This is a genomic window from Pseudomonas sp. D2002, assembly GCF_013385735.1.
GTDB lineage: Bacteria > Pseudomonadota > Gammaproteobacteria > Pseudomonadales > Pseudomonadaceae > Aquipseudomonas.
In genome coordinates this window covers 408075-429840 of record NZ_JACAPL010000005.1, presented here as the reverse complement: position 1 = coordinate 429840, position 21766 = coordinate 408075, and the positions used below count along the sequence as shown (strand labels likewise).

Sequence of the window (21766 nt, the reverse complement as noted above, 5' to 3'; positions counted from 1 at the left end):
TTCAGCTCAGCGGCCAGTGGTGTTGACAGGCTTGGCGAACCGCCTTGGCGCTGCTCAGGTCGAGCAGGCCGAGGCTGAGTTGCCGGCATTGAGCCGCGTCCAAGTGGCGGACACGGTCCTTGATTTCTCCGATTTGCGGCGGGCTTACCGACAGCTCGCTGACGCCCAGGCCGACCAGCACCGGCGTGGCCAGTGGGTCGGACGCCAGGGCGCCACACACGCCGACCCACCGCCCGTGTTTGGCTGCGCCCGCGCAGGTCTGCGCGATCAGCCTGAGCAGCGCCGGGTGCAGCGCATCAACGCGAGCGGCGAGGCCGGCGTGGTCGCGGTCCATGGCCAGGGTGTACTGGGACAGGTCATTGGTGCCGATGGACAGAAAGTCCGCATGCTTGGCGAGTTGCTCGGCCATCAATGCGGCGGCGGGCACTTCGATCATCACGCCCAGCTCCGGGCGTTGGGTCAGTTCCAGCTCGGCGCACAGCTCATCCAGGCGCTGGCGGATTTGCAGCAGTTCGTCGACTTCACTGACCATCGGCAACAGGATGCGGCAACGCTCCAACGGGCTGACTTGCAGCAGCGCGCGCAGTTGCTGGTCGAGCAATTCGGGACGCACCTGGGCCATGCGAATACCGCGCAAGCCCAACACCGGGTTGGCCTCGATGGGCAGCGGCAGGTAGTCGAGCTGTTTGTCGCCGCCCACGTCGATGGTGCGGATGATCACCGCCTTGTCGCCCGTGGCATCCAGCACGGCTTGATAAGCCTGGCGCTGTTCCTGTTCATCCGGCGCGGTGCGACGGTCGACGAAGAGGAATTCGGTGCGCAGCAGGCCAACGCCATCGGCGCCGTTCTCAAACGCCACTTGGGCTTCGGCGCTGGAGGCGACATTGGCGGCCACTTCGATGCGCACGCCATCGCGAGTTTGCGCCGCTTGGTGCGCCTGAGCCTGTTGTTGCTCGCGGCGCAGTTTTTGCGCGTCGAGAATCTGATGCACCTCGGCATGACGCGCTTCGCTGGGAGCCAGTTCCAGGCGACCATTGGCCGCGTCGAGTACCACGCGTTGGCCTTGCGGCACATCGAGTACTTCCGCGCCCAACGCCACCACGCAGGGCAGGCCTTTGCCACGGGCCAAAATCGCCACGTGGGAGGTGGCGCCGCCTTCGGCCATGCAGATGCCCGCAGCGTGTTGCGCGCTCAGTTGCAGCAGGTCGGATGGCGTCAGTTCATGGGCACTGACAATCGCCCCGGCAGGCAATTCGAAGTGCCAGGCTTCACCCAGCAGCGCGCGCAGCACCCGTTGCTGTAAGTCGCGCAGGTCATTGGAACGCTCGGCAAACAGCGGCTTGCCGAGTGCCAGCAATACCGCGCATTGCGCCTGGATCGCATCGCGCCAGGCGTGGGTGGCGGCGCTGCCTTGTTCGATGGCGGCGGTGGCCGCTTCCAACAGGGCCGGGTCTTCCAGCAGCGCGAGGTGGGCGGCGAAGATCTCTTCTTCATCAATGTTTTTGCGTTGGCGAGCGTGGTCCAGCGTCGTGCGGATCTCGCCACGCACTTGCTCAAGGGCCGCATCCAGGCGTTGCAGTTGTTCGTCGGCGGAATGGTTGCGGGTGTCTGCCGGCAGTTCGATACCGCTCAAGCGAAACATCGGCCCACAGACCAGGCCGGGCGCAGCACATACGCCTTGCAGCACGCCAACTTCGGTATTCGCAGGGCGCGCAGCAACGGCCACCGGCGCGTGATGTTCTTCACTGACGGCCACCGACAGCGCCGCCACCAACGCCTGCAACGCTGCCTCGCAATCCTTGCCGCGACAGGTGACACGCACTTCGTCGCCTTCACCGATGCCCAGCCCCAGCAAGCCAATCAGGCTGTCGCATGGCGCCGACTTACCGGCAAAGTGCAACTGCGCGTGGCTGCTGAAGCCTTGCGCGGTTTTGCGGATCAACGCAGCGGGGCGTGCATGCAAACCGCCACGGTGAGTAATGCGCACGCTGGCGCGGACTTCGGTCACCGAGTTATCCACAGCTGCCTGCGGTGCTGCCGCCGAGCGCGGCACAATCACCAGCAAGGGCTCACCGACCTTGACGGCGTTTCCCGCCATCGGCCGCAGTTCAAAGCGCTCGCCATTGGTGAGGATAATCAGGCTGACCAGGCTTTTGCACTGGCGCGCAATGCGGTCCAGATCAAACTGCACCAGCGCCTGGCCGTTGCTGACCCGCGCGCCTTCCTTTACCAGCAGCGCAAACCCTTCGCCGTTCAGTTCCACGGTGTCGATGCCGACATGCATCAATACCTCGGCGCCGTTGTCTGCACGCAGGGTCAGCGCATGCCCGGTGCGCGCGACGTGGATGATCACGCCGTCACACGGTGCGTGCAGGCAATCGTTCAGCGGGTCGATGGCCATACCGTCGCCCATCGCGCCGCTGGCGAACACTTCGTCGGGAACGTTGCCCAGGGTCAGCACCGGGCCACTGAGTGGGGCGCTTAGGGTCAATTCGTTATTCTTGTTGGACATGGGCACGGTACTCATCAGGAAAACGCGACTCAGTGAGTGCGGGTAACTTTGCTCAGGTGACGCGGCTGGTCCGGGTCCATGCCCCGGGCTTGCGCCAGGCCTGCGGCCATTACGTAAAAGCTCTGGATCGCCAGGATCGGGTCCAGGCTCGGGTGTTCGGCGCGGCTCAGGGTCAGGTCGCGTTCGCTGATATCGTCCGGCGCGGCCAGCAGCACACGGGCGCCGCGTTGGCGCATGTCGGCGGCCAGGCTCAACAGGCCGGCTTGCTCGGCGCCACGTGGGGCAAAAATCAGCAGCGGGTAGTTCTCGTCGATCAAGGCCATCGGCCCGTGGCGCACTTCGGCGCTGCTGAAGGCTTCGGCCTGGATCGCCGAGGTTTCCTTGAGCTTGAGCGCGGCTTCCTGGGCGATGGCAAAACCGGCGCCCCGGCCGATCACCATCAAGCGCTGGCTGTCACGCAGGGCGTCGATGGCGGTGCTCCAATCCTGCTTCGCGGCGGCACGCAACTCGTCAGGCAAGGCGCGGCAGGCTTGCAGCAGGTCGGCCTCCTGGTTCCAGTGGCCGATCAATTGCGCGCTGGCGCTGAGGGTGGCGATAAAGCTTTTGGTCGCCGCCACGCTGTGTTCCGGCCCGGCGCACAGCGGCAGGTGGAATTCGCAGGCGGCTTCCAGCGGTGACTCTTCTGCGTTGACCAGCGAAATGCTCAGGGCACCGCGTTTGCGCAGCAGGCGCAGGCTGTTGACCAGGTCCGGGCTTTGCCCCGACTGCGAGAAACCGAACGCCACCTGGCCGCTGACTTTCAACGGTGCCTGCAACAAGGTCACCACCGACATCGGCAACGACGCCACCGGAATGCCCACGTGCTGCATGGCCAGGTAGGCAAAGTAGCTGGCGGCATGGTCCGAACTGCCGCGCGCAATGGTCATGGCCACTTGTGGCGGCTGACGGCGCAGGCGACCGGCGACTTCTTCCAGCAGCGGGTCCAGGCGTTGCAGCTGCGCCGCGACGGCGTCACAGGAGGCCAGGGCCTCCTCAAGCATTTTTGAAGTCAATGGTTTCTCCTTCGACCATTACGTCGGTCAATGTCAGGGAACGATCCAGTCGCACGCAGTCGGCAAAGCTGCCGGGTTGCAGGCGGCCGCGTTCTTCCAGGCCCAGGTAATCCGCAGGAAATTGCGACAGGCGTTGTGAGGCTTCGCTGATCGGCAGGCCGATTTTCACCAGGTTGCGCAGCGCCTGATCCATGGTCAGGGTGCTGCCGGCCAAGGTGCCGTCCGCCAGGCGCACGCCGCCCAGGCATTTGGTCACGGTGTGGCTGCCCAGCTTGTATTCGCCGTCGGGCATGCCGGCGGCGGCGGTGGAATCGGTGACGCAGTACAGGCACGGGATCGAACGCAGGGCCACGCGCATGGCGCCGGGGTGCACGTGCAGCAAGTCGGGGATCAACTCGGCGTACTTGGCGTGGGCCAGCGCGGCGCCGACGATGCCCGGCTCGCGGTGATGCAGCGGGCTCATGGCGTTGTACAAATGCGTGAAGCTGGTGGCGCCGGCGGCGAGGGCGGCGACGCCTTCTTCATAGCTGCCCAGGGTGTGGCCGATCTGCATGCGCACGCCGCGTTGGCTGAGCGCGCGGATCAGGGCGTCATGCCCGGCGATTTCCGGCGCGATGGTGATCACCCGGATCGGCGCCAGGCGCAGGTAGGCTTCCACTTCGGCCATCAGCGCGGTGTGGGCGAAGTTGGGTTGGGCGCCGAGTTTGCCTGGGTTGATGTAGGGGCCTTCCAGGTGCACGCCGAGTACACGGGCGCTGCCGGTCGGGCGTTGTTCGCAGAAGCTGCCGAGTTCGCCGAGCACACGGGAGATTTCGTTCACCGGTGCCGTCATGGTGGTCGCCAGCAGTGAGGTCGTACCAAAACGCACGTGGGTGCGGGTAATGGTCTCGAAGGCGTCGACGCCTTCCATGATGTCTTTGCCGCCACCGCCGTGTACGTGCAGGTCGATAAAGCCCGGCAGCAAGTAGGGCAGGTCGTTGTCGGCCGGGTCGCACGGCGTACCTTCGATGGCGACCACCTTGCCGTGTTCGTGCACCAGGCGGCCGCGAATCCAGCCGTGGGGCGTGAGGATATTGTCTTCGGACATGGGCAGTTCTCTAACGTCGCAGTTCAGCGGAATAGTCATGACGGCGCAGCTCTGCGACAAAGTCGTAGTAGTCGTTGCGGCAGTAGGTGTCGGTGATTTCAATTGGCGTGTTGTCGGCGGTGTAGCCGACCCGCGTCATCAGCAGCATGGCGGTGCCGGGGGCGATGCCCACCAGCTTGGCGAACTCATCCGAGGCGTTGATCGCCTGGATGTGCTGCAGCGCGCGCACGATGGGCTTGCCGATGCTTTCCAGGTATTCGTACAGCGAATTGCCGATGGCTTGCGGGTGCGGCAGCACCGAGGCGGGCATGGCGGTCATTTCAATCGCCATCACCGTGTCATCGGCTTTACGCAGGCGTTTGAGGCGCGCGACTTTGTCGGTGGGCGACAGGCCCAGGCGGATCAGCTCTTCGTGGGTCGGCGGGGTGATGTCGCGTTCCAGCCATTGCGAAGTCGGTACAAAACCTTTCAGTCGCAGCATCTCGCTGAAGCCCGACAGGCGTGACAGCGGTTGTTCCAGGCGCGGTGTGATAAAGGTGCCGGAGCCTTGGCTGCGGCGAATCAGGCCTTGGGCGAACAACACTTCCAGCGCTTTGCGTGCGGTCACCCGCGAAATGCTCAGTTGCTCGCTGAGGGCGCGTTCCGACGGCAAGGCCTGCTCGGATTTCCACTGGCCGGCATGGATCGCCGCTTCCAGGTTGCGCGCCAGCTGCAGGTACAGCGGCGTGGATTGTTTGTCGTCGGGGCGCAGCGTCAGGATGGGGTTCATCTGTGAAGGTTCCGATGCGGTTATTGGAGTGTTGTCGCCCGGTAGTGGCCGGAAATTAATACCACTTAAATACCATGTCAATGCTGCCAAAACGGTGCGAATCCCGGTTTGTGGGCGCTTTAATGGTGCCTGGTATCAAGTGGTATTAGAGAGGTCTTTATCGCGCGCAGAACTACGCAGCCCGGCGTGGTGAACTGGTATTCACCGGCAGGCGCTGCCAGGGGCAGGAATTATTTTCAGATTATTTTACGAACGGTACGAAACTAGGGGCGAATCTCGATCATGGTGCCGTCTTTGACCAGGTTCCAGACTTCGCGCATGTCCACGTTGCGCATGCCGATGCAGCCGTCGGTCCAGTCCAGGGTGTGGAACCACTGCTCCGGGTATTCCTCGGTGTCGGGCGTGCCGTGGATCATGATCATGCTGCCCGGTTTCACGCCTTCGCGGCGCGCGCGCGCGGAGTCGCTGATGTTCGGGTAGGAGATGTGCATGGCCAGGTTGAAGCGGTCGCTGGTTTTGCGCCAGTCGATCCAATAGAAACCTTCCGGCGTGCGGCGGTCGCCTTCAACCAGCTTGGTGCCTTTGGGGTTTTTACCGAGGGAAATGCGATAGGTCTTCAGCGGCTTGCCGTCATTGATCAACTGCAACTGGTGGGCGGACTTGAGCACCAGGATTTTTTCCACAGGTTTGCCCCCGATGATTTCCACCGTGGAGGCCGACGAAAAGGTAGCGAACGACAGGCAGATCAAAGCGAGCAACAGACGCATTAAAACGGTTTCCCTTAGAGGCTATCTGCCGGTTTTTTTATTCGGTGGGTTTGCCCATGGGCGGTACAGCTTCGCTGCGCACCGGGAACGCCTGCTGCCGACGGTCAGCGAAAAAGTATTCTAAAGTACGCCCGACCGTGCGGAAAGCCAGCTCTGACCAAGGGATGTCGGCTTCATCGAACAGCTTCACTTCAAGGCTTTCGGGGCCTGCGGCAAAGTCGAGGTCGACCAGTTCGGCGCGGTAGAAGACATGCACCTGGCTGATGTGCGGCACATCGATCAGCGTGTAAATGCTCAGGTTGCGCACGCGGGCGCAGGCTTCTTCCAGGGTTTCGCGGGCAGCGGCCTGTTCAACCGTCTCGCCGTTTTCCATAAAGCCTGCGGGCAGGGTCCAGTAACCCAGGCGCGGTTCGATGGCGCGGCGGCACAGCAGCACTTTATCGCCCCAGACCGGCACGGTGCCGGCGACGATATTGGGGTTTTGATAATGAATGGTCGAGCAGTGATCACACACATAACGCAGGCGTGTGTCGCCTTCGGGAATGCGCTGGGTGACCGGTTTACCGCACTGGCTGCAGAAGTTCATGCTGGGGTTCCTGGAGAGTGGGCCTATCTTGGCTTGACGGGCAGGGCCCTGCAAGTTGTCGTTTCGCGACATGCGCAGGGTTTGGGGTTGGGTGCCTGCCCGCTTTGGTGCATGATGCAAGGTAGCCAACAGACCGAGATGACTCATGCTGGACGAGCTACTTCGCCGGGTAAGCAATCACACCCCTCATACACTGGAAACTGACGGGCGTTTCCCCGAGGCCGCCGTGTTGGTGCCGATCACCCGCAGCGACGAACCTGAGCTGATCCTGACCCTGCGCGCCAGCGGCCTGTCGACCCACGGCGGCGAAGTGGCGTTTCCTGGCGGGCGGCGTGACCCCGAAGACCCGGACCTGATCTTTACTGCGCTGCGCGAAGCCGAAGAAGAAATCGGCCTGCCGCCCGGTCTGGTGGAAGTCATTGGCCCGTTGAGCCCGTTGATTTCCCTGCACGGTATTCGCGTGACGCCCTACGTCGGCGTGATTCCCGATTACGTCGAATACCTCGCCAACGATGCAGAGATCGCTGCGGTCTTCAGCGTGCCTCTGGAGTTTTTCCGCCAGGACCCGCGCGAACATACTCACCGCATCGATTACCAGGGCCGCAGTTGGTATGTGCCCAGCTATCGGTTTGGCGAATACAAGATTTGGGGGCTGACGGCAATCATGATTGTCGAGCTGATCAACCTGCTCTATGACGACGCCAAGATCAGCCTGCACCACCCACCTAAAAGCTTCATCAATACGTAAGCCATCGCTTGAATGGCAACGCCGTGAGGACACACCATGAAATACCGCCTGGGCGACGCCCGCGTCGAGACTCATCCGCAAAGCTGGGTGGCACCTAACGCCACGCTGGTCGGCAAGGTCAAGCTGGAAGAGGGCGCCAACGTCTGGTTCAACGCGGTGTTGCGTGGCGACAACGAACTGATCCTGATCGGCAAGAACAGCAACGTGCAGGATGGCAGCGTGATGCACACCGACATGGGCTACCCATTGACCCTGGGCACCGGCGTGACCATCGGCCATAACGCCATGCTGCACGGCTGCACGGTCGACGACTACAGCCTGATCGGCATCAACGCGGTGATCCTCAATGGCGCCAAGATCGGCAAGCATTGCATCATCGGCGCCAATTCGCTGATCGGCGAAGGCAAGGAAATTCCCGATGGCTCGCTGGTGATGGGTTCGCCGGGCAAGGTGGTGCGCGAACTCACCGAGGCGCAGAAGCGCATGCTCGAAGCCAGCGCCGCGCACTATGTGCATAACTCGCAGCGGTATGCGCGTGACTTGGTTGAGCAGGAAGAATGAGCCCGATCGAACGCCCTGTTGCCTCGCCGTGCGTGAGTATCTGCGCGCTGGATGACGATGATATCTGTACGGGTTGCCAGCGTACGGTGGATGAGATTACGCGCTGGAGCCGCATGGACAATACCGAACGCCGAGTGGTGTTGGGGTTGTGTCATGAGCGGGCGAAGGCGAGTGGATTGGTGTGGATGATGCCGGGGAAATCCGGCGCCTGACAGATTGCTTTCGCGAGCAAGCCCGCTCCCACATTTGATAGCGTTTAACCTGTAGGAATGCGGTCAAAATGTGGGAGCGGGCTTGCTCGCGAAGGGGCCCTCCCAGACGACATATTTCCAATTGTGAAGTACCCTGTGCCGATTGCTCACAGGTCCATCTCCATGCTCTTCCTGATCGCCTACATCAGCAGCGTCGTGCTGATCAACTTCGCCTTTTCCACCGCGCCGCACCTGGACGTCATCTGGTCCGCCTGGGGTGGCCTGGTGTTTATCCTGCGCGACATGGTGCAAACCCGCTTCGGCCACGGTGCAATCATCGCCATGCTGGCGGCGCTGGTGCTGTCGTATATCACCTCCGATCCGTCCATCGCCCTGGCCAGTGCCACGGCATTTGCAGTGTCCGAGTGCATCGACTGGCTGGTGTTCAGCATCACCAAGCGCCCACTGCATGACCGCCTGTGGATAAGTTCGGCGCTGAGCATTCCCCTCGATACGTTTATCTTCTTCGGCCTGATCGGCGCGCTGACGCCGGCAGTGGCGGGCACGGCATTGGTGTCTAAATTCGCCGGCGTCACGGTAGTGTGGCTGATCATGGCCTGGCGCATGCGCAAACGCGCCGTCGCCAACTGAGGCCAATTCTTGCAGTTCATGTAAAATGCCGGCCTTTCTCCCCATGATCCGCTCCCCTGAGGACCTGAGATGACCCGAATCGGAACTCCATTGTCGCCAACCGCGACCCGCGTTTTGCTGTGTGGCTGCGGTGAGCTGGGCAAGGAAGTGGTAATCGAACTGCAACGCCTGGGCGTTGAAGTGATTGCCGTGGATCGCTACGCCAACGCGCCGGCCATGCAGGTTGCGCACCGTAGCCACGTGATAAACATGCTCGACGGCGCCGCCTTGCGTGCCGTGATCGAGGCGGAAAAACCGCACTTTATCGTGCCGGAAATCGAAGCCATCGCCACTGCCACGCTGGTTGAGCTGGAAGCCGAAGGCTTCACCGTGATCCCGACCGCGCGGGCCACCTCGCTGACCATGAACCGTGAAGGCATTCGCCGCCTGGCTGCCGAAGAGCTGGACCTGCCGACCTCGCCGTATCACTTCGCCGACACCTTCGAAGACTACAGCAAGGCCGTGCAAGACCTGGGCTTCCCGTGCGTGGTCAAGCCGGTGATGAGTTCCTCGGGCAAAGGCCAGAGCCTGCTGCGCAGCGCCGATGACGTGCAGAAAGCCTGGGATTACGCTCAGGAAGGCGGGCGTGCCGGTAAAGGCCGCGTGATCATCGAAGGCTTTATCGATTTCGACTACGAAATCACCCTGCTGACCGTGCGCCACATCGGCGGCACCACCTTCTGTGCGCCGGTCGGCCACCGTCAGGAGAAAGGCGACTATCAGGAATCCTGGCAGCCGCAAGCCATGAGCCCGATTGCCCTGGCGGAATCCGAGCGGGTTGCCAAAGCCGTGACCGAGGCGCTGGGTGGCCGTGGTCTGTTTGGCGTGGAATTGTTCATCAAGGGCGATCAAGTGTGGTTCAGCGAAGTGTCGCCGCGCCCGCATGACACCGGTTTGGTGACCCTGATTTCTCAGGACCTGTCGCAGTTTGCCTTGCACGCTCGCGCCATTTTGGGCCTGCCAATTCCGCTGATTCGCCAGTTCGGGCCTTCGGCTTCGGCGGTGATCCTGGTGGAAGGGCAGTCGACCCAGACCGCATTCGCCAACCTCGGCGCGGCCTTGAGCGAGCCGGACACGGCGTTGCGTCTGTTTGGCAAGCCAGAAGTGAATGGTCAGCGCCGGATGGGTGTGGCGTTGGCGCGGGATGAGTCGATTGAGGCGGCGCGGGCCAAGGCTACTCGTGCTTCCAAAGCTGTTGTAGTCGAGCTGTAACTTTACCTTGATCGTTCCCACGCTCCGCGTGGGAATGCCTTATGTGACGCTCTGCGTCACGCTTTGGGACGCAGAGCGTCCCGGGCTGCATTCCCACGCAGAGCGTGGGAACGATCTTCGCTCAGGCGACCTTGTTCAGGTCGTTATCCCGCGTCTCTTTCAGGCACAGCACAGCAATCAAGCTGAGCAACGCTGCCGCCGACACATACCCGCCGACATAACTCAGCCCACCCATCGCCACCAGCTTGGTCGCGAAGAACGGCGCGGCTGACGCACCCACAATCCCACCCAGGTTATACGCCGCCGAAGCGCCGGTATAACGCACGCGGGTCGGGAACAGTTCCGGCAGCATCGCGCCCATCGGCGCGAAGGTCACGCCCATCAGGAACAACTCCAGCGCCAGGAACAATGCCACTGCCCAGGTCGAACCATGGGTCAGCAGTGGCTCCATGGTGAAGCCCGACAGAATCGCCAGGATCGCGCCGACGATCAGCACCGGCTTGCGCCCGTAGCGGTCGCTGGCCAAGGCCGCCAATGGCGTGGCCAGGCCCATGAACAACACTGCAAAGCACAGCAAACCGAGGAACATCTCGCGGCTGTAGCCCAGTGTCGATACGCCATAGCTCAGGGAAAACGCGGTGGTGATATAGAACAGCGCATAACACACCACCATCGACGCGGCGCCCAGCAGCACCGGCAGCCAATGCTGGCTGAACAGCTCCATCAATGGCACTTTCACCGGCGCTTCTTTGGCCACGGCGTTGGCGAACACTGGGGTTTCATGCAATTTGAGTCGTGCATACAGGCCGACCATCACCAGCGCTGCGCTGAGGATGAATGGGATGCGCCAGCCCCAACTGCGGAACTGCTCGTCGTTGAGGCTCATGGCCAGGATCAGGAACAGGCCGTTGGCGGCCAGAAAGCCGATCGACGGGCCCAGTTGCGGGAACATGCCGAACCACGCGCGCTTGCCCTTGGGCGCGTTTTCGGTGGCCAGCAACGCCGCGCCACCCCATTCGCCGCCAAGCCCCAGGCCCTGGCCGAAGCGCAATACGCACAACAGGATCGGCGCCCAGGCGCCAATGCTGTCGTAACCCGGCAGCAAACCGATCAGCGTGGTGCACACGCCCATCAGCAGCAACGAGGCGACCAACGTCGACTTGCGGCCGATACGGTCGCCGAAGTGGCCGAACAGGGCCGAGCCCAGCGGGCGGGCGATAAAGGCGATGCCGAAGGTCAGGAACGACGCGAGCATCTGCGCAGTGCCGGAGGTCTGCGGGAAGAACACCGGGCCAATCACCAGCGCAGCAGCCGTGGCGTAGATATAGAAATCGTAGAATTCGATGGCGGTACCGACGATGCTCGCGGTTGCAACTCGTGCGGTCGAGTTAAGCGGGGCGGCGGTCGCGGCCTCGTTGTAGGTGGTGCTCATTGAGGTATCCCTGACGGTCATTGCGCGTTTGGACGCGGATTATTATTGGTCGAACACCCATGGGTCAGGGGTGTGCGCGGGGCGGCTCGGGATGGGAGCAAACACCGGTCAGACACGGTAAAGCAGTGCCTGGACGCGCTGAGTGCGGGTAGCACGCGGTCGGGCGGGGCTTGGGTAAGCCGCACCGATTATAGGAAGGGGTTTGCGGATCCAACAAGGGGCTCAGTCACGATCTATCAAACGCTGCAAATCAACTGTGGGAGCGGGCTTGCTCGCGAAAGCGGTGGGTCAGTTAAAGATGGGCTGACTGATCCACCGCTTTCGCGAGCAAGCCCGCTCTCACATTGGAATGCGCAGTGCCAGAAAGCTAGGCGGCGACGGGCACGCGGCTGGTGTGCCAGATCAGCACCTTGCTCACGCGGTTGTCCTCGGTCTCAAGGATTTCCAGGCGATAGCGGCCGATCTTCAGGCATACCGCACAGTCTGGAATGGTCTCCAGCGCTTCGGTCACCAGGCCGTTGAGGGTCTTGGGGCCGTCGCTGGGCAGGTGCCAGCCGAGGCTTTTGTTGAGTTCGCGGATCGAAGCGGCGCCGTCGATGATGTAGCGGCCGTCGGGTTGCGCTTCGATATGCGGGTTGTCTCCCGCCTGATCGCTTTCGAATTCGCCGACGATTTCTTCGAGGATATCTTCCAGTGTCACGATGCCCAGCACTTCGCCGTATTCGTCCACCACCATGCCCAGACGGCGCTGCTGTTTGTGGAAGTTCAGCAGTTGCAGCTGCAACGGTGTGCTTTCCGGTACGAAGTAAGGCTCGTGGCAGGCGGCGAGCAGGGCTTCTTTGGTCAGGCTGGCATCGGGCAGCAGGTGCTGGATCTGCCGCGTATTGAGCACCGCTTCGACCTGGTTGATGTCGCTGTGAAACACCGGCAGGCGCGTGCGCTGGGAGGTGCGCAGTTGCTCGATGATTTCCTCGACCGAGTCATCCAGGTTAATGCCGTCCACTTCGCTGCGCGGCACCAGGATGTCATTGACCGTGATGTTGTCCAAGGCGTGGATGCCGGGCATGCCGGGCGTGCGGTTTTCGTCGGCCTCGGGCTCCGGTTCATCGTCGTGATCGGGCAGTGGTTCGTCGCTCTTTTTTACCACGCCGGATTTGCGTGCGAACGGGCGCAGCAGTAATACGCTGATGCCATTGAGCAGCCAGGCCAGCGGATAAAGGATTTTCAGCGGCACACCCAGCAGCGTGTTGCCAAAGCCCAGCACAGCTTGCGGGTGGCGGATTGCGAGGGCGCGAGGCAGGTAGTCGGCGAGCACCAGCAAAATCGCGCAGGAGATCAGCCAGCCGAGCCAAGGGCCGTTCTGCGCCCAGGCGTAAATCGCCAGCAGGGTGCAGAGAATCACCACGGCGGCGCGGCACAGGCTGTTGCACAGGATCAGGCTGTTGCGCGGGAAATTCAGGCGGGCGGCCGCCTTGTCACCCTGGCGTGTGCCGGGGCGCAGGGCCAGTAAGTGTTGTTGCGCGGCCTCGATGGCGGTAAACAGCGCGGCCCATAACACCAGCAAGGCAATTACCGCGAGCATCGGCCCAAGGGGCAAGTTGTCCATGATCGCTGCCCGTCAGATATGCAGGATGTATTCGCGAACCAGCTTGCTGCCGAAATAGGCCAGCATCAGCAGGCAGAAACCGGCCAGGGTCCAGCGGATCGCCTTGTGCCCACGCCAGCCGAGGCGGTTACGCCCCCACAGCAACACGCTGAACACCACCCAGGCCAGGCACGCCAGCAGGGTTTTGTGCACCAGGTGTTGGGCGAAGAGGTTTTCGACGAACAGCCAGCCGGAAATCAGCGACAGCGACAGCAGCGTCCAGCCGGCCCAGAGGAAGCCGAACAGCAGGCTTTCCATGGTTTGCAGCGGCGGGAAGTTCTTGATCAGCCCGGAAGGGTGCTTGTTTTTAAGCTGGTGGTCCTGCAGCAGCAGGAGCAAAGCCTGGAACACCGCGATGGTGAACATGCCGTAGGCCAGGATCGACAGCAGGATGTGCGCGAGGATGCCCGGCTCCTCGTCGATCACCTGCACGGTGCCGGTCGGGGTGAATTGCGCCAGCAGCACTGTAAGCATTCCCAATGGGAATAGCAGCACCAGCAGGTTCTCGACGGGAATGCGGTAGCAGGCCAGCAGCGTCAGGGCGATGACGGCTGCGGCGATCAGGCTGGCGGCGCTGAAAAAGTCCAGGCCCAGGCCAACCGGCGTCATCAAGTGGGTGAAAAGGCTCGCGGCGTGAGCCAGCAGGGCGACGACGCCCAGGCCGACCAGCAGACGTTTGTCCGCTTTTGTGCCTTGGGCCAGACGAGTGCCCTGATAGAGAGTCGCAGCGGCGTACAAAATGGCGGCGGCGAGGCTGGGTAGCAAACTGGGTGACAAGGGGACCATAAATCCTGATAGACAAGCCCGAAAGGCGCTGAGTTTGGCACACACCTGCGCTGCACGAAAGACTCCCGGGCCAGAGAGCGGGTGTGCACAGGCGCAGTCTTCGCTATAATCCGCGACCTGCCCACGCCGCAGGCTCGCCGAGCGCTGTTTTTAATAGCGATTTACCCCAGCCTGGGCCGCCACTACCTCGGTCTACTAATGCATTTCGATGAATAGGGCCTGAAAGGATCGCGCATGTTTGAAAACTTGACTGACCGTCTCTCGCAGACGCTGCGCCATGTAACCGGCAAGGCCAAGCTGACCGAGGACAATATTAAAGACACCCTGCGTGAAGTGCGCATGGCGTTGCTGGAAGCCGACGTTGCCTTGCCTGTGGTCAAGGACTTCGTCAACTCGGTCAAAGAGCGCGCAGTGGGCACTGAAGTGTCCCGCAGCCTGACGCCGGGCCAGGCCTTTGTGAAGATCGTGCAGGCCGAACTCGAAAGCCTGATGGGCGCGGCCAACGAAGACTTGAACCTCAGCGCCGTGCCGCCAGCCGTTGTGCTGATGGCCGGTCTGCAAGGTGCGGGTAAGACCACCACCGCCGGCAAGCTGGCGCGCTTCCTTAAGGAGCGCAAGAAGAAGTCGGTGATGGTGGTGTCGGCCGACGTGTACCGTCCGGCGGCCATCAAGCAGCTGGAAATGCTCGCGGGCGAAGTGGGCGTGACCTTCTTCCCGTCCGACCTGAGCCAGAAGCCGGTCGACATTGCCAACGCGGCTATTAAAGAAGCCAAGCTCAAATTCATCGACGTGGTCATCGTCGATACCGCCGGTCGCCTGCACATCGATGAAGAGATGATGGGCGAGATCAAGGCGCTGCATGCTGCGATCAACCCGGTCGAAACGCTGTTCGTGGTCGACGCCATGACCGGCCAGGATGCGGCCAACACCGCCAAGGCCTTCGGCGACGCACTGCCGCTGACCGGCGTGATCCTGACCAAGGTCGACGGCGACGCCCGTGGCGGTGCCGCATTGTCGGTGCGTGCGATTACCGGCAAGCCGATCAAGTTCATCGGTATGGGCGAGAAGAGCGAAGCGCTCGAGCCGTTCCACCCTGAGCGGATCGCCTCGCGTATCCTCGGCATGGGCGACGTGCTCAGCCTGATCGAGCAGGCCGAAGCCACGCTCGACAAGGACAAGGCCGATAAGCTGGCCAAGAAGCTGAAGAAGGGCAAGGGCTTCGACCTCGAAGACTTCCGTGATCAGCTGCAACAGATGAAGAACATGGGCGGCCTCGGCGGCCTGATGGACAAGCTGCCGAACATCGGCGGTGTGAACCTGGCGCAAATGGGCAATGCCCAGGGCGCGGCAGAGAAGCAGTTCAAGCAGATGGAAGCCATCATCAACTCCATGACCCCGGCCGAGCGCCGTGACCCTGAGCTGATCAGCGGTTCGCGCAAACGTCGGATCGCCATGGGTTCCGGCACCCAGGTGCAGGACATCGGTCGCTTGATCAAGCAGCACAAGCAGATGCAGAAGATGATGAAGAAATTCTCCGCAAAAGGCGGAATGGCCAAGATGATGCGCGGCATGGGCGGTATGTTGCCCGGCGGTGGCATGCCTAAAATGTAAAGTATTCGAGCGGGAGCCCAGCTCCTGCTCCGACCCACAGGGATGTGGGATCTCCAGCAAACCCGCCGTTGGCGGGCGCTGACTCGCCGTTTTAACCGACGGCTCTATAGCAGATCTGAGTGGCACGCTGATAGGCGCCAGAAAAAGACATTTGCAAAAGTCCGGATATTCCTTAGAATATGCGGCCTTTCGGGCACCTATGCCCGCTGTGCATTTAGATTTGCAGCACCGACTACAGGAACGATGTTCACATGCTAACAATCCGTCTTGCCCTTGGCGGCTCCAAAAAGCGCCCGTTTTACCACTTGACCGTAACCGACAGCCGCAACCCGCGCGACGGTTCGCACAAGGAACAGGTTGGTTTCTTCAACCCTGTTGCTCGTGGTCAAGAAACTCGTCTGTCCGTGAACCAAGAGCGCGTAGCCTACTGGCTGAGCGTGGGTGCACAGCCATCCGAGCGCGTAGCAAAACTGTTGAAGGACTCGGCTAAGGCCGCAGCCTGAGCAATATGAACGCGACGCCAGCTGTTGCTGATGATTTGATCGTTATCGGCAAGATTTACTCTGTTCATGGCGTTCGCGGCGAAGTGAAGGTGTATTCCTTTACTGATCCGACTGAAAACCTGTTGCAGTACAAAACCTGGACGCTCAAGCGCGAAGGGAGTGTGAAACAGGTTGAGCTGGTCAGTGGACGCGGGAGCGATAAGTTCCTGGTCGCAAAGCTCAAGGGTCTTGATGATCGTGAAGAAGCGCGTCTTCTGGCCGGTTATGAGATCTGCGTGCCGCGCAACCTGTTCCCTGAATTGACCGACGGCGAGTACTACTGGTACCAGCTGGAAGGTCTGAAGGTTATTGATCAACTCGGGCAATTGCTCGGGAAAATCGATCATCTTCTGGAAACCGGCGCCAATGATGTAATGGTGGTCAAGCCTTGCGCTGGCAGCCTGGATGATCGCGAACGCCTGTTGCCGTATACCGAGCAATGTGTGTTGGCCGTCGACCTGGCAGCGGGCGAGATGAAGGTGGAATGGGACGCGGACTTCTAAGCGTGGCTAATTTGCGCATTGAAGTGATCAGTTTGTTTCCCGAGATGTTCTCCGCCATCAGCGAGTACGGCATCACCAGTCGGGCGGTGAAACAGGGGCTGTTGCAGCTTACCTGTTGGAACCCGCGAGACTACACGACGGATCGACATCACACTGTGGACGATCGCCCATTTGGCGGTGGCCCGGGCATGGTGATGAAGATCAAGCCCCTGGAAGACGCGTTGGTTCAGGCCAAGGCCGCCGCCGGGGAGAAGGCGAAGGTAATTTACCTGTCCCCTCAAGGCCGTCAGCTGAAACAGGCTGCGGTACGCGAACTGGCGAATGAGGAAGCACTGATCCTGATTGCCGGTCGCTATGAAGGCATTGACGAGCGGTTTATTGAAGCTCATGTCGATGAAGAGTGGTCGATTGGGGACTATGTCCTGTCTGGTGGCGAGCTGCCGGCGATGGTCCTGATAGATGCGGTTACACGACTGCTGCCTGGAGCTTTAGGGCATGTGGACTCCGCGGAGGAAGATTCCTTCACGGATGGTTTGCTGGATTGCCCGCACTACACCCGACCGGAGGTGTATGCGGATCAGCGTGTTCCCGACGTATTGCTAAGTGGCAATCACGCACACATCCGGCGTTGGCGTTTACAGCAGTCCCTTGGTCGGACCTATGAACGACGCGCCGATCTTCTGGAAAGCCGCTCGCTTTCTGGAGAAGAGAAGAAGCTGCTCGAGGAATACATCCTCGCGCGGGACGATAGTTAACAACGTATCGATGGTAGGTCCGACGACTTACCTTAGGAGCACAGCATGACTAACAAAATCATCCTTGCACTCGAAGCAGAGCAGATGACCAAAGAGATCCCTACCTTTGCCCCAGGCGACACTATTGTCGTTCAGGTGAAAGTGAAGGAAGGCGACCGTTCGCGTCTGCAAGCGTTCGAAGGCGTGGTAATCGCCAAGCGTAACCGTGGTGTGAACAGTGCTTTCACTGTTCGTAAAATCTCCAACGGTGTTGGCGTAGAGCGTACTTTCCAGACCTACAGCCCGCAAATCGACAGCATGGCCGTTAAGCGTCGCGGTGACGTACGTAAAGCCAAGCTGTACTACCTGCGTGACCTGTCCGGTAAAGCAGCTCGCATCAAGGAAAAACTGGCTTAAGTCCAGCTTCCCGATGCAGAAAAAAGCAGCCTACGGGCTGCTTTTTTGTGCCTGAAATTTGTCAATTTGCCGGTAATTCCCCATGACCACCCGCCTCGAAGAAATCCAGCGTCGTACCGACCTGTCCGTGACCCACGTGACCAAAGCCGTGTTCCCGCCGACCACCAACCACCACAACACCCTGTTCGGCGGCACTGCGTTGGCCTGGATGGACGAAGTGTCGTTCATCACCGCCACGCGGTTTTGCCGGTTGCCGCTGGTGACGGTGTCTACCGACCGCATCGACTTCAACCATGCAATCCCGGCCGGCTCCATCGTCGAGCTGATCGGCCGCGTGATCAAAGTGGGCAATACCAGCCTCAAGGTTGAAGTGGAAGTGTTCGTCGAAAGCATGAGTGCCGATGGCCGCGAAAAAGCCATCCAGGGTGTGTTCAGCTTTGTCGCGATCGATGCTGACAAGCGCCCGGTGCCGGTATTGCCCGGGTTTGTAGACTGATCCGGTACCGAGTCGCGGCTATCGCAGGCAAGCCAGCTCCCACAGATTTGTTCAGTGTTGATCCTGCTATCAGGCAAAACACAAAACCCATGTGGGAGCTGGCATGCCTGCGATAGGATCTACCAGTCACCCAAGAAATCAGCCTGAGCCCCTATGCCCGCCATTGACCACCCTCTGATCGACCGCTTCCTCGATGCCCTCTGGCTGGAAAAAGGCCTGTCAGACAACACTCGCCAGGCCTATCGCAGCGACCTGGCCCTGTTCAATGGCTGGTTGCAGGAGAAAAACCTCGAATTGATCAATGCCGGTCGCGAGTTGATCCTCGATCACCTGGCCTGGCGCCTGGAGCAGAACTACAAGCCACGTTCCACCGCGCGATTCCTCTCGGGTGTGCGTGGCTTTTATCGTTATTTGCTGCGCGAAAAGTTGATCGCTATCGACCCGACCCTGCAAATCGATATGCCGCAACTCGGCAGGCCATTGCCCAAATCCCTGTCGGAACCCGACGTCGACGCCTTGCTCGCTGCGCCCGACTTGAGCGAAGCCATTGGCCAGCGCGACCGTGCCATGTTGGAAGTGCTCTACGCCTGCGGCCTGCGCGTGACCGAGCTGATCAGCCTGACCCTGGAGCAAGTCAACCTGCGCCAGGGCGTGCTGCGCGTGATGGGCAAGGGCAGCAAGGAACGGTTGGTGCCGATGGGTGAGGAGGCGATTGTGTGGGTCGAGCGCTACATGCGTGATGCCCGTGGCGAATTGCTCGGTGGGCGGCCCAGCGATGTGCTGTTCCCCAGCCTGCGCGGCGAGCAGATGACCCGCCAGACCTTCTGGCACCGCATCAAGCACCAAGCCAAAGTGGCCGGGATCGGCAAGGCGCTCTCGCCTCACACATTGCGACACGCGTTTGCCACCCATTTGCTCAACCACGGTGCGGATCTGCGCGTCGTGCAAATGCTGCTTGGGCACAGCGACTTATCCACCACCCAGATCTACACGCATGTCGCGCGGGCGCGCTTGCAGGATATGCACGCCAAGCATCATCCGCGCGGATGAAATTACGTGGGAAACGGCCCAATTTACCCACCGCAGTCTGCCCTGTGGCCCAACTGTGGTAGGCTTTGCCGGTTAGCAAAGGGGACGGCCTCAGCCCGTGTTTTCAGACCGGTGTTCCTTCCCGTCCCTGCATCTGCCTTCAGGAGTTCCCATGCGCTTGACCCAGATTATTGCCGCCGCAGCGATTGCGTTGGTTTCCACCTTTGTTGTCGCCGACGACGCCGCCGAGCAAACGATTCGCAAGAGCCTGGCCAACCTGCAGCTCGACACACCCATCGAAAGCATCAGTGTCAGCCCGATGGCCGGCCTGTATGAAGTCAAACTCAAGGGCAGCCGCGTGCTGTACGCCAGTGCCGATGGCCAGTACATCGTCCAGGGCTACCTGTTTCAATTGAAAGATGGCAAGCCGGTCAACCTCACCGAGAAAGCCGAGCGCCTGGGCGTGTCGAAGCTGATCAATGGTATTCCGGTGGCTGAAACCGTGGTTTACCCGGCCATCGGCGAGACCAAGACCCACATCACCGTGTTCACCGACACCACCTGCCCGTACTGCCACAAGCTGCACGCCGAAGTGCCTGCGCTGAACAAGCTGGGCGTGGAAGTGCGCTACGTAGCGTTCCCGCGCCAGGGCCTGGGTTCACCGGGTGACGAGCAATTGCAGGCAGTCTGGTGCTCGGCCGACAAGAAAGCCGCCATGGACAAAATGGTCGATGGCAAGGAAATCAAGTCCGCCAAATGCGCCAACCCCGTTTCCAAGCAGTTCGCCCTGGGCCAGTCGATTGGTGTGAACGGTACGCCGGCCATCGTTTTGGCTGACGGCCAAGTGATTCCGGGCTACCAGCCGGCGCCACAAGTTGCCAAACTGGCACTGGGTGCGAGTAAGCAGTAATCGTCGAGCCTTGACGATCATGGCCCGCCGAACAGTCGGCGGGTCATTAATTGAGAGCCGCAGTTGTGCGGCTGTTTTCCACGGCCGACCTTGAGTCGGCCGTTTCATGGGGAGTTCTTCAGTGAAACCGGTCAAAGTAGGCATCTGTGGGTTAGGGACCGTCGGTGGCGGCACCTTCAACGTACTTCAGCGTAACGCTGAAGAAATTTCCCGCCGTGCAGGGCGCGGGATTGAAGTGGCGCAAATTGCCACGCGTTCGCCAAAGCCTCAGTTCCAAACGACCGGTATTGCGATTACCAACGATGTCTTCGCCGTGGCCACCAACCCTGAAATCGATATCGTCATCGAGCTGGTTGGCGGCTACACAGTGGCCCGTGACCTGGTGTTGCTGGCCATCGAGAACGGCAAGCACGTGGTCACCGCCAACAAGGCGCTGATCGCCGTGCATGGCAACGAGATCTTCGCCAAGGCCCGCGAGAAGGGCGTGATCGTTGCGTTCGAAGCCGCCGTGGCCGGCGGCATCCCGGTGATCAAGGCGATTCGTGAAGGCCTGTCCGCCAACCGCATCAACTGGGTGGCCGGCATCATCAACGGCACCGGTAACTTCATTCTTACCGAAATGCGCGAGAAGGGCCGTACCTTCGAAGACGTGCTGGCCGAAGCCCAGGCCCTGGGCTACGCCGAAGCCGACCCGACCTTCGACGTGGAAGGCATCGACGCTGCGCACAAATTGACCATCCTGGCGTCCATCGCCTTTGGCATCCCGCTGCAGTTCGACAAGGCCTACACCGAAGGCATCACCAAGCTGACCACTGCGGACGTGAATTACGCCGAAGCGCTGGGCTACCGCATCAAGCACTTGGGCGTGGCGCGCAGCACACCGGCCGGTATCGAGCTGCGTGTGCACCCGACGCTGATCCCGGCCGACCGCCTGATCGCCAACGTCAATGGCGTGATGAACGCGGTGATGGTCAACGGCGATGCTGCCGGTTCTACATTGTTCTACGGCGCGGGCGCCGGCATGGAGCCAACTGCTTCGTCGGTGATCGCTGACCTGGTGGACGTGGTTCGCGCCATGACCAGCGACCCGGAAAACCGTGTACCGCACCTGGCCTTCCAGCCGGATTCGCTGTCGGCTCACCCGATCTTGCCGATTGAAGCATGCGAAAGCGCCTACTACCTGCGCATCCAGGCCCAGGATCATCCGGGCGTGTTGGCCCAGGTGGCGAGTATTCTGTCGGAGCGCGGTATCAACATCGAGTCGATCATGCAGAAGGAAGTCGAGGAACAAAACGGCCAGGTGCCGATGATCCTGCTGACCCACCGCGTGCTCGAGCAGCACATGAACGATGCCATCGCCGCCCTCGAAGCCCTGCAAGGTGTGGTCGGCCCGGTGGTGCGGATTCGCGTCGAGCACTTGAACTAACCGATTTGTTCCAGGGGCCCCGCGCATTCGGCGGCCTCTGTTCGAGAATGTTTTAGAGGA

At 61.2% G+C, this 21766-nt stretch carries 23 protein-coding genes; 14 read left to right on the top strand and 9 right to left on the bottom strand.

The genetic code is table 11. The annotated features are described in order from the left end of the window. Position 1: 1 nt before the first annotated feature. The 6 genes from ptsP to HX783_RS12605 all read right to left on the bottom strand — a co-directional run bounded on the left by ptsP (position 2) and on the right by HX783_RS12605 (position 6773). Positions 2–2512 (bottom strand): phosphoenolpyruvate--protein phosphotransferase, encoded by a 2511-nt coding sequence (gene ptsP / locus HX783_RS12630; RefSeq protein ID WP_177017074.1) that lies wholly within the window; start codon positions 2510–2512, stop codon positions 2–4. Between the two features lie 29 nt (positions 2513–2541). Next, a complete protein-coding gene (locus tag HX783_RS12625) occupies positions 2542–3552 on the bottom strand; it encodes an SIS domain-containing protein (RefSeq protein WP_159961627.1) in 1011 nt (336 codons plus the stop codon). Further along, complete coding sequence (gene nagA, locus HX783_RS12620) at positions 3545–4651, bottom strand: N-acetylglucosamine-6-phosphate deacetylase (RefSeq protein WP_177017073.1); 1107 nt, start codon at positions 4649–4651, stop codon at positions 3545–3547. Before nagA ends, HX783_RS12625 begins: the two co-directional genes overlap by 8 nt. A 10-nt stretch (positions 4652–4661) precedes the next feature. Then, positions 4662–5420, bottom strand: a complete 759-nt coding sequence (locus tag HX783_RS12615; RefSeq protein WP_159959626.1) for a GntR family transcriptional regulator — start codon at positions 5418–5420, stop codon at positions 4662–4664. A 263-nt stretch (positions 5421–5683) separates the two neighbouring features. After that, positions 5684–6187, bottom strand: coding sequence for a murein L,D-transpeptidase family protein (locus HX783_RS12610; RefSeq protein ID WP_177017072.1), 504 nt, complete (start codon positions 6185–6187; stop codon positions 5684–5686). A 37-nt stretch (positions 6188–6224) separates the two neighbouring features. After that, a complete protein-coding gene (locus HX783_RS12605) occupies positions 6225–6773 on the bottom strand; it encodes an NUDIX hydrolase (protein ID WP_177017071.1) in 549 nt (182 codons plus the stop codon). 145 nt (positions 6774–6918) lie between these two features. On the opposite strand from HX783_RS12605, the gene HX783_RS12600 reads away from it, so the two are divergent. The 5 genes from HX783_RS12600 to purT all read left to right on the top strand — a co-directional run bounded on the left by HX783_RS12600 (position 6919) and on the right by purT (position 10175). Continuing rightward, positions 6919–7521, top strand: coding sequence for a CoA pyrophosphatase (locus HX783_RS12600; RefSeq protein ID WP_177017070.1), 603 nt, complete (start codon positions 6919–6921; stop codon positions 7519–7521). A 36-nt stretch (positions 7522–7557) separates the two neighbouring features. Beyond that, positions 7558–8082, top strand: a complete 525-nt coding sequence (locus HX783_RS12595) for a gamma carbonic anhydrase family protein (RefSeq protein ID WP_159959622.1) — start codon at positions 7558–7560, stop codon at positions 8080–8082. Further along, positions 8079–8294 (top strand): DUF1289 domain-containing protein, encoded by a 216-nt coding sequence (locus HX783_RS12590; RefSeq protein ID WP_177017069.1) that lies wholly within the window; start codon positions 8079–8081, stop codon positions 8292–8294. Before HX783_RS12595 ends, HX783_RS12590 begins: the two co-directional genes overlap by 4 nt. A 162-nt stretch (positions 8295–8456) precedes the next feature. Then, entirely contained in the window at positions 8457–8924 is a 468-nt protein-coding gene (locus HX783_RS12585) for a VUT family protein (protein WP_056858699.1), read from the top strand. Positions 8925–8993: 69 nt separating this feature from the next. Then, complete coding sequence (gene purT, locus HX783_RS12580) at positions 8994–10175, top strand: formate-dependent phosphoribosylglycinamide formyltransferase (protein ID WP_017139720.1); 1182 nt, start codon at positions 8994–8996, stop codon at positions 10173–10175. A 121-nt stretch (positions 10176–10296) separates the two neighbouring features. Here the strand turns inward: purT and HX783_RS12575 are convergent, their stop codons facing one another. From HX783_RS12575 to HX783_RS12565, 3 genes are all read right to left on the bottom strand, one after another. Next, positions 10297–11607, bottom strand: a complete 1311-nt coding sequence (locus HX783_RS12575) for an MFS transporter (RefSeq protein WP_177017068.1) — start codon at positions 11605–11607, stop codon at positions 10297–10299. A 367-nt stretch (positions 11608–11974) separates the two neighbouring features. After that, a complete protein-coding gene (locus HX783_RS12570) occupies positions 11975–13213 on the bottom strand; it encodes a transporter associated domain-containing protein (RefSeq protein ID WP_159959616.1) in 1239 nt (412 codons plus the stop codon). Between the two features lie 12 nt (positions 13214–13225). Beyond that, entirely contained in the window at positions 13226–14038 is an 813-nt protein-coding gene (locus HX783_RS12565) for an inner membrane protein YpjD (RefSeq protein ID WP_106578310.1), read from the bottom strand. Between the two features lie 234 nt (positions 14039–14272). On the opposite strand from HX783_RS12565, the gene ffh reads away from it, so the two are divergent. The 9 genes from ffh to HX783_RS12520 all read left to right on the top strand — a co-directional run bounded on the left by ffh (position 14273) and on the right by HX783_RS12520 (position 21706). After that, complete coding sequence (gene ffh / locus HX783_RS12560) at positions 14273–15649, top strand: signal recognition particle protein (RefSeq protein WP_003193965.1); 1377 nt, start codon at positions 14273–14275, stop codon at positions 15647–15649. Positions 15650–15900: 251 nt separating this feature from the next. Beyond that, entirely contained in the window at positions 15901–16152 is a 252-nt protein-coding gene (rpsP, locus tag HX783_RS12555; protein ID WP_159959612.1) for a 30S ribosomal protein S16, read from the top strand. A gap of 5 nt (positions 16153–16157) precedes the next feature. After that, positions 16158–16694 (top strand): ribosome maturation factor RimM, encoded by a 537-nt coding sequence (gene rimM / locus HX783_RS12550; protein ID WP_003175898.1) that lies wholly within the window; start codon positions 16158–16160, stop codon positions 16692–16694. Further along, on the top strand, positions 16676–17449 hold the full coding sequence (gene trmD, locus HX783_RS12545; protein ID WP_174554031.1) for a tRNA (guanosine(37)-N1)-methyltransferase TrmD: 774 nt from the start codon (positions 16676–16678) through the stop codon (positions 17447–17449). Before rimM ends, trmD begins: the two co-directional genes overlap by 19 nt. Before the next feature lie 45 nt (positions 17450–17494). After that, positions 17495–17845, top strand: coding sequence for a 50S ribosomal protein L19 (rplS, locus tag HX783_RS12540; protein ID WP_003175895.1), 351 nt, complete (start codon positions 17495–17497; stop codon positions 17843–17845). Between the two features lie 82 nt (positions 17846–17927). Continuing rightward, entirely contained in the window at positions 17928–18341 is a 414-nt protein-coding gene (locus tag HX783_RS12535; protein ID WP_003193963.1) for an acyl-CoA thioesterase, read from the top strand. Between the two features lie 153 nt (positions 18342–18494). After that, the gene (gene xerD, locus HX783_RS12530) at positions 18495–19391 is read left to right on the top strand and encodes a site-specific tyrosine recombinase XerD (protein WP_177017066.1); all 897 of its coding nucleotides are present in this window, start codon (positions 18495–18497) and stop codon (positions 19389–19391) included. Positions 19392–19542: 151 nt separating this feature from the next. After that, positions 19543–20280: a thioredoxin fold domain-containing protein gene (locus tag HX783_RS12525; protein ID WP_177017065.1), complete on the top strand. Its 738-nt coding sequence runs from the start codon at positions 19543–19545 to the stop codon at positions 20278–20280. A 121-nt stretch (positions 20281–20401) separates the two neighbouring features. Further along, on the top strand, positions 20402–21706 hold the full coding sequence (locus tag HX783_RS12520) for a homoserine dehydrogenase (protein WP_159959606.1): 1305 nt from the start codon (positions 20402–20404) through the stop codon (positions 21704–21706). Positions 21707–21766: the final 60 nt, after the last annotated feature.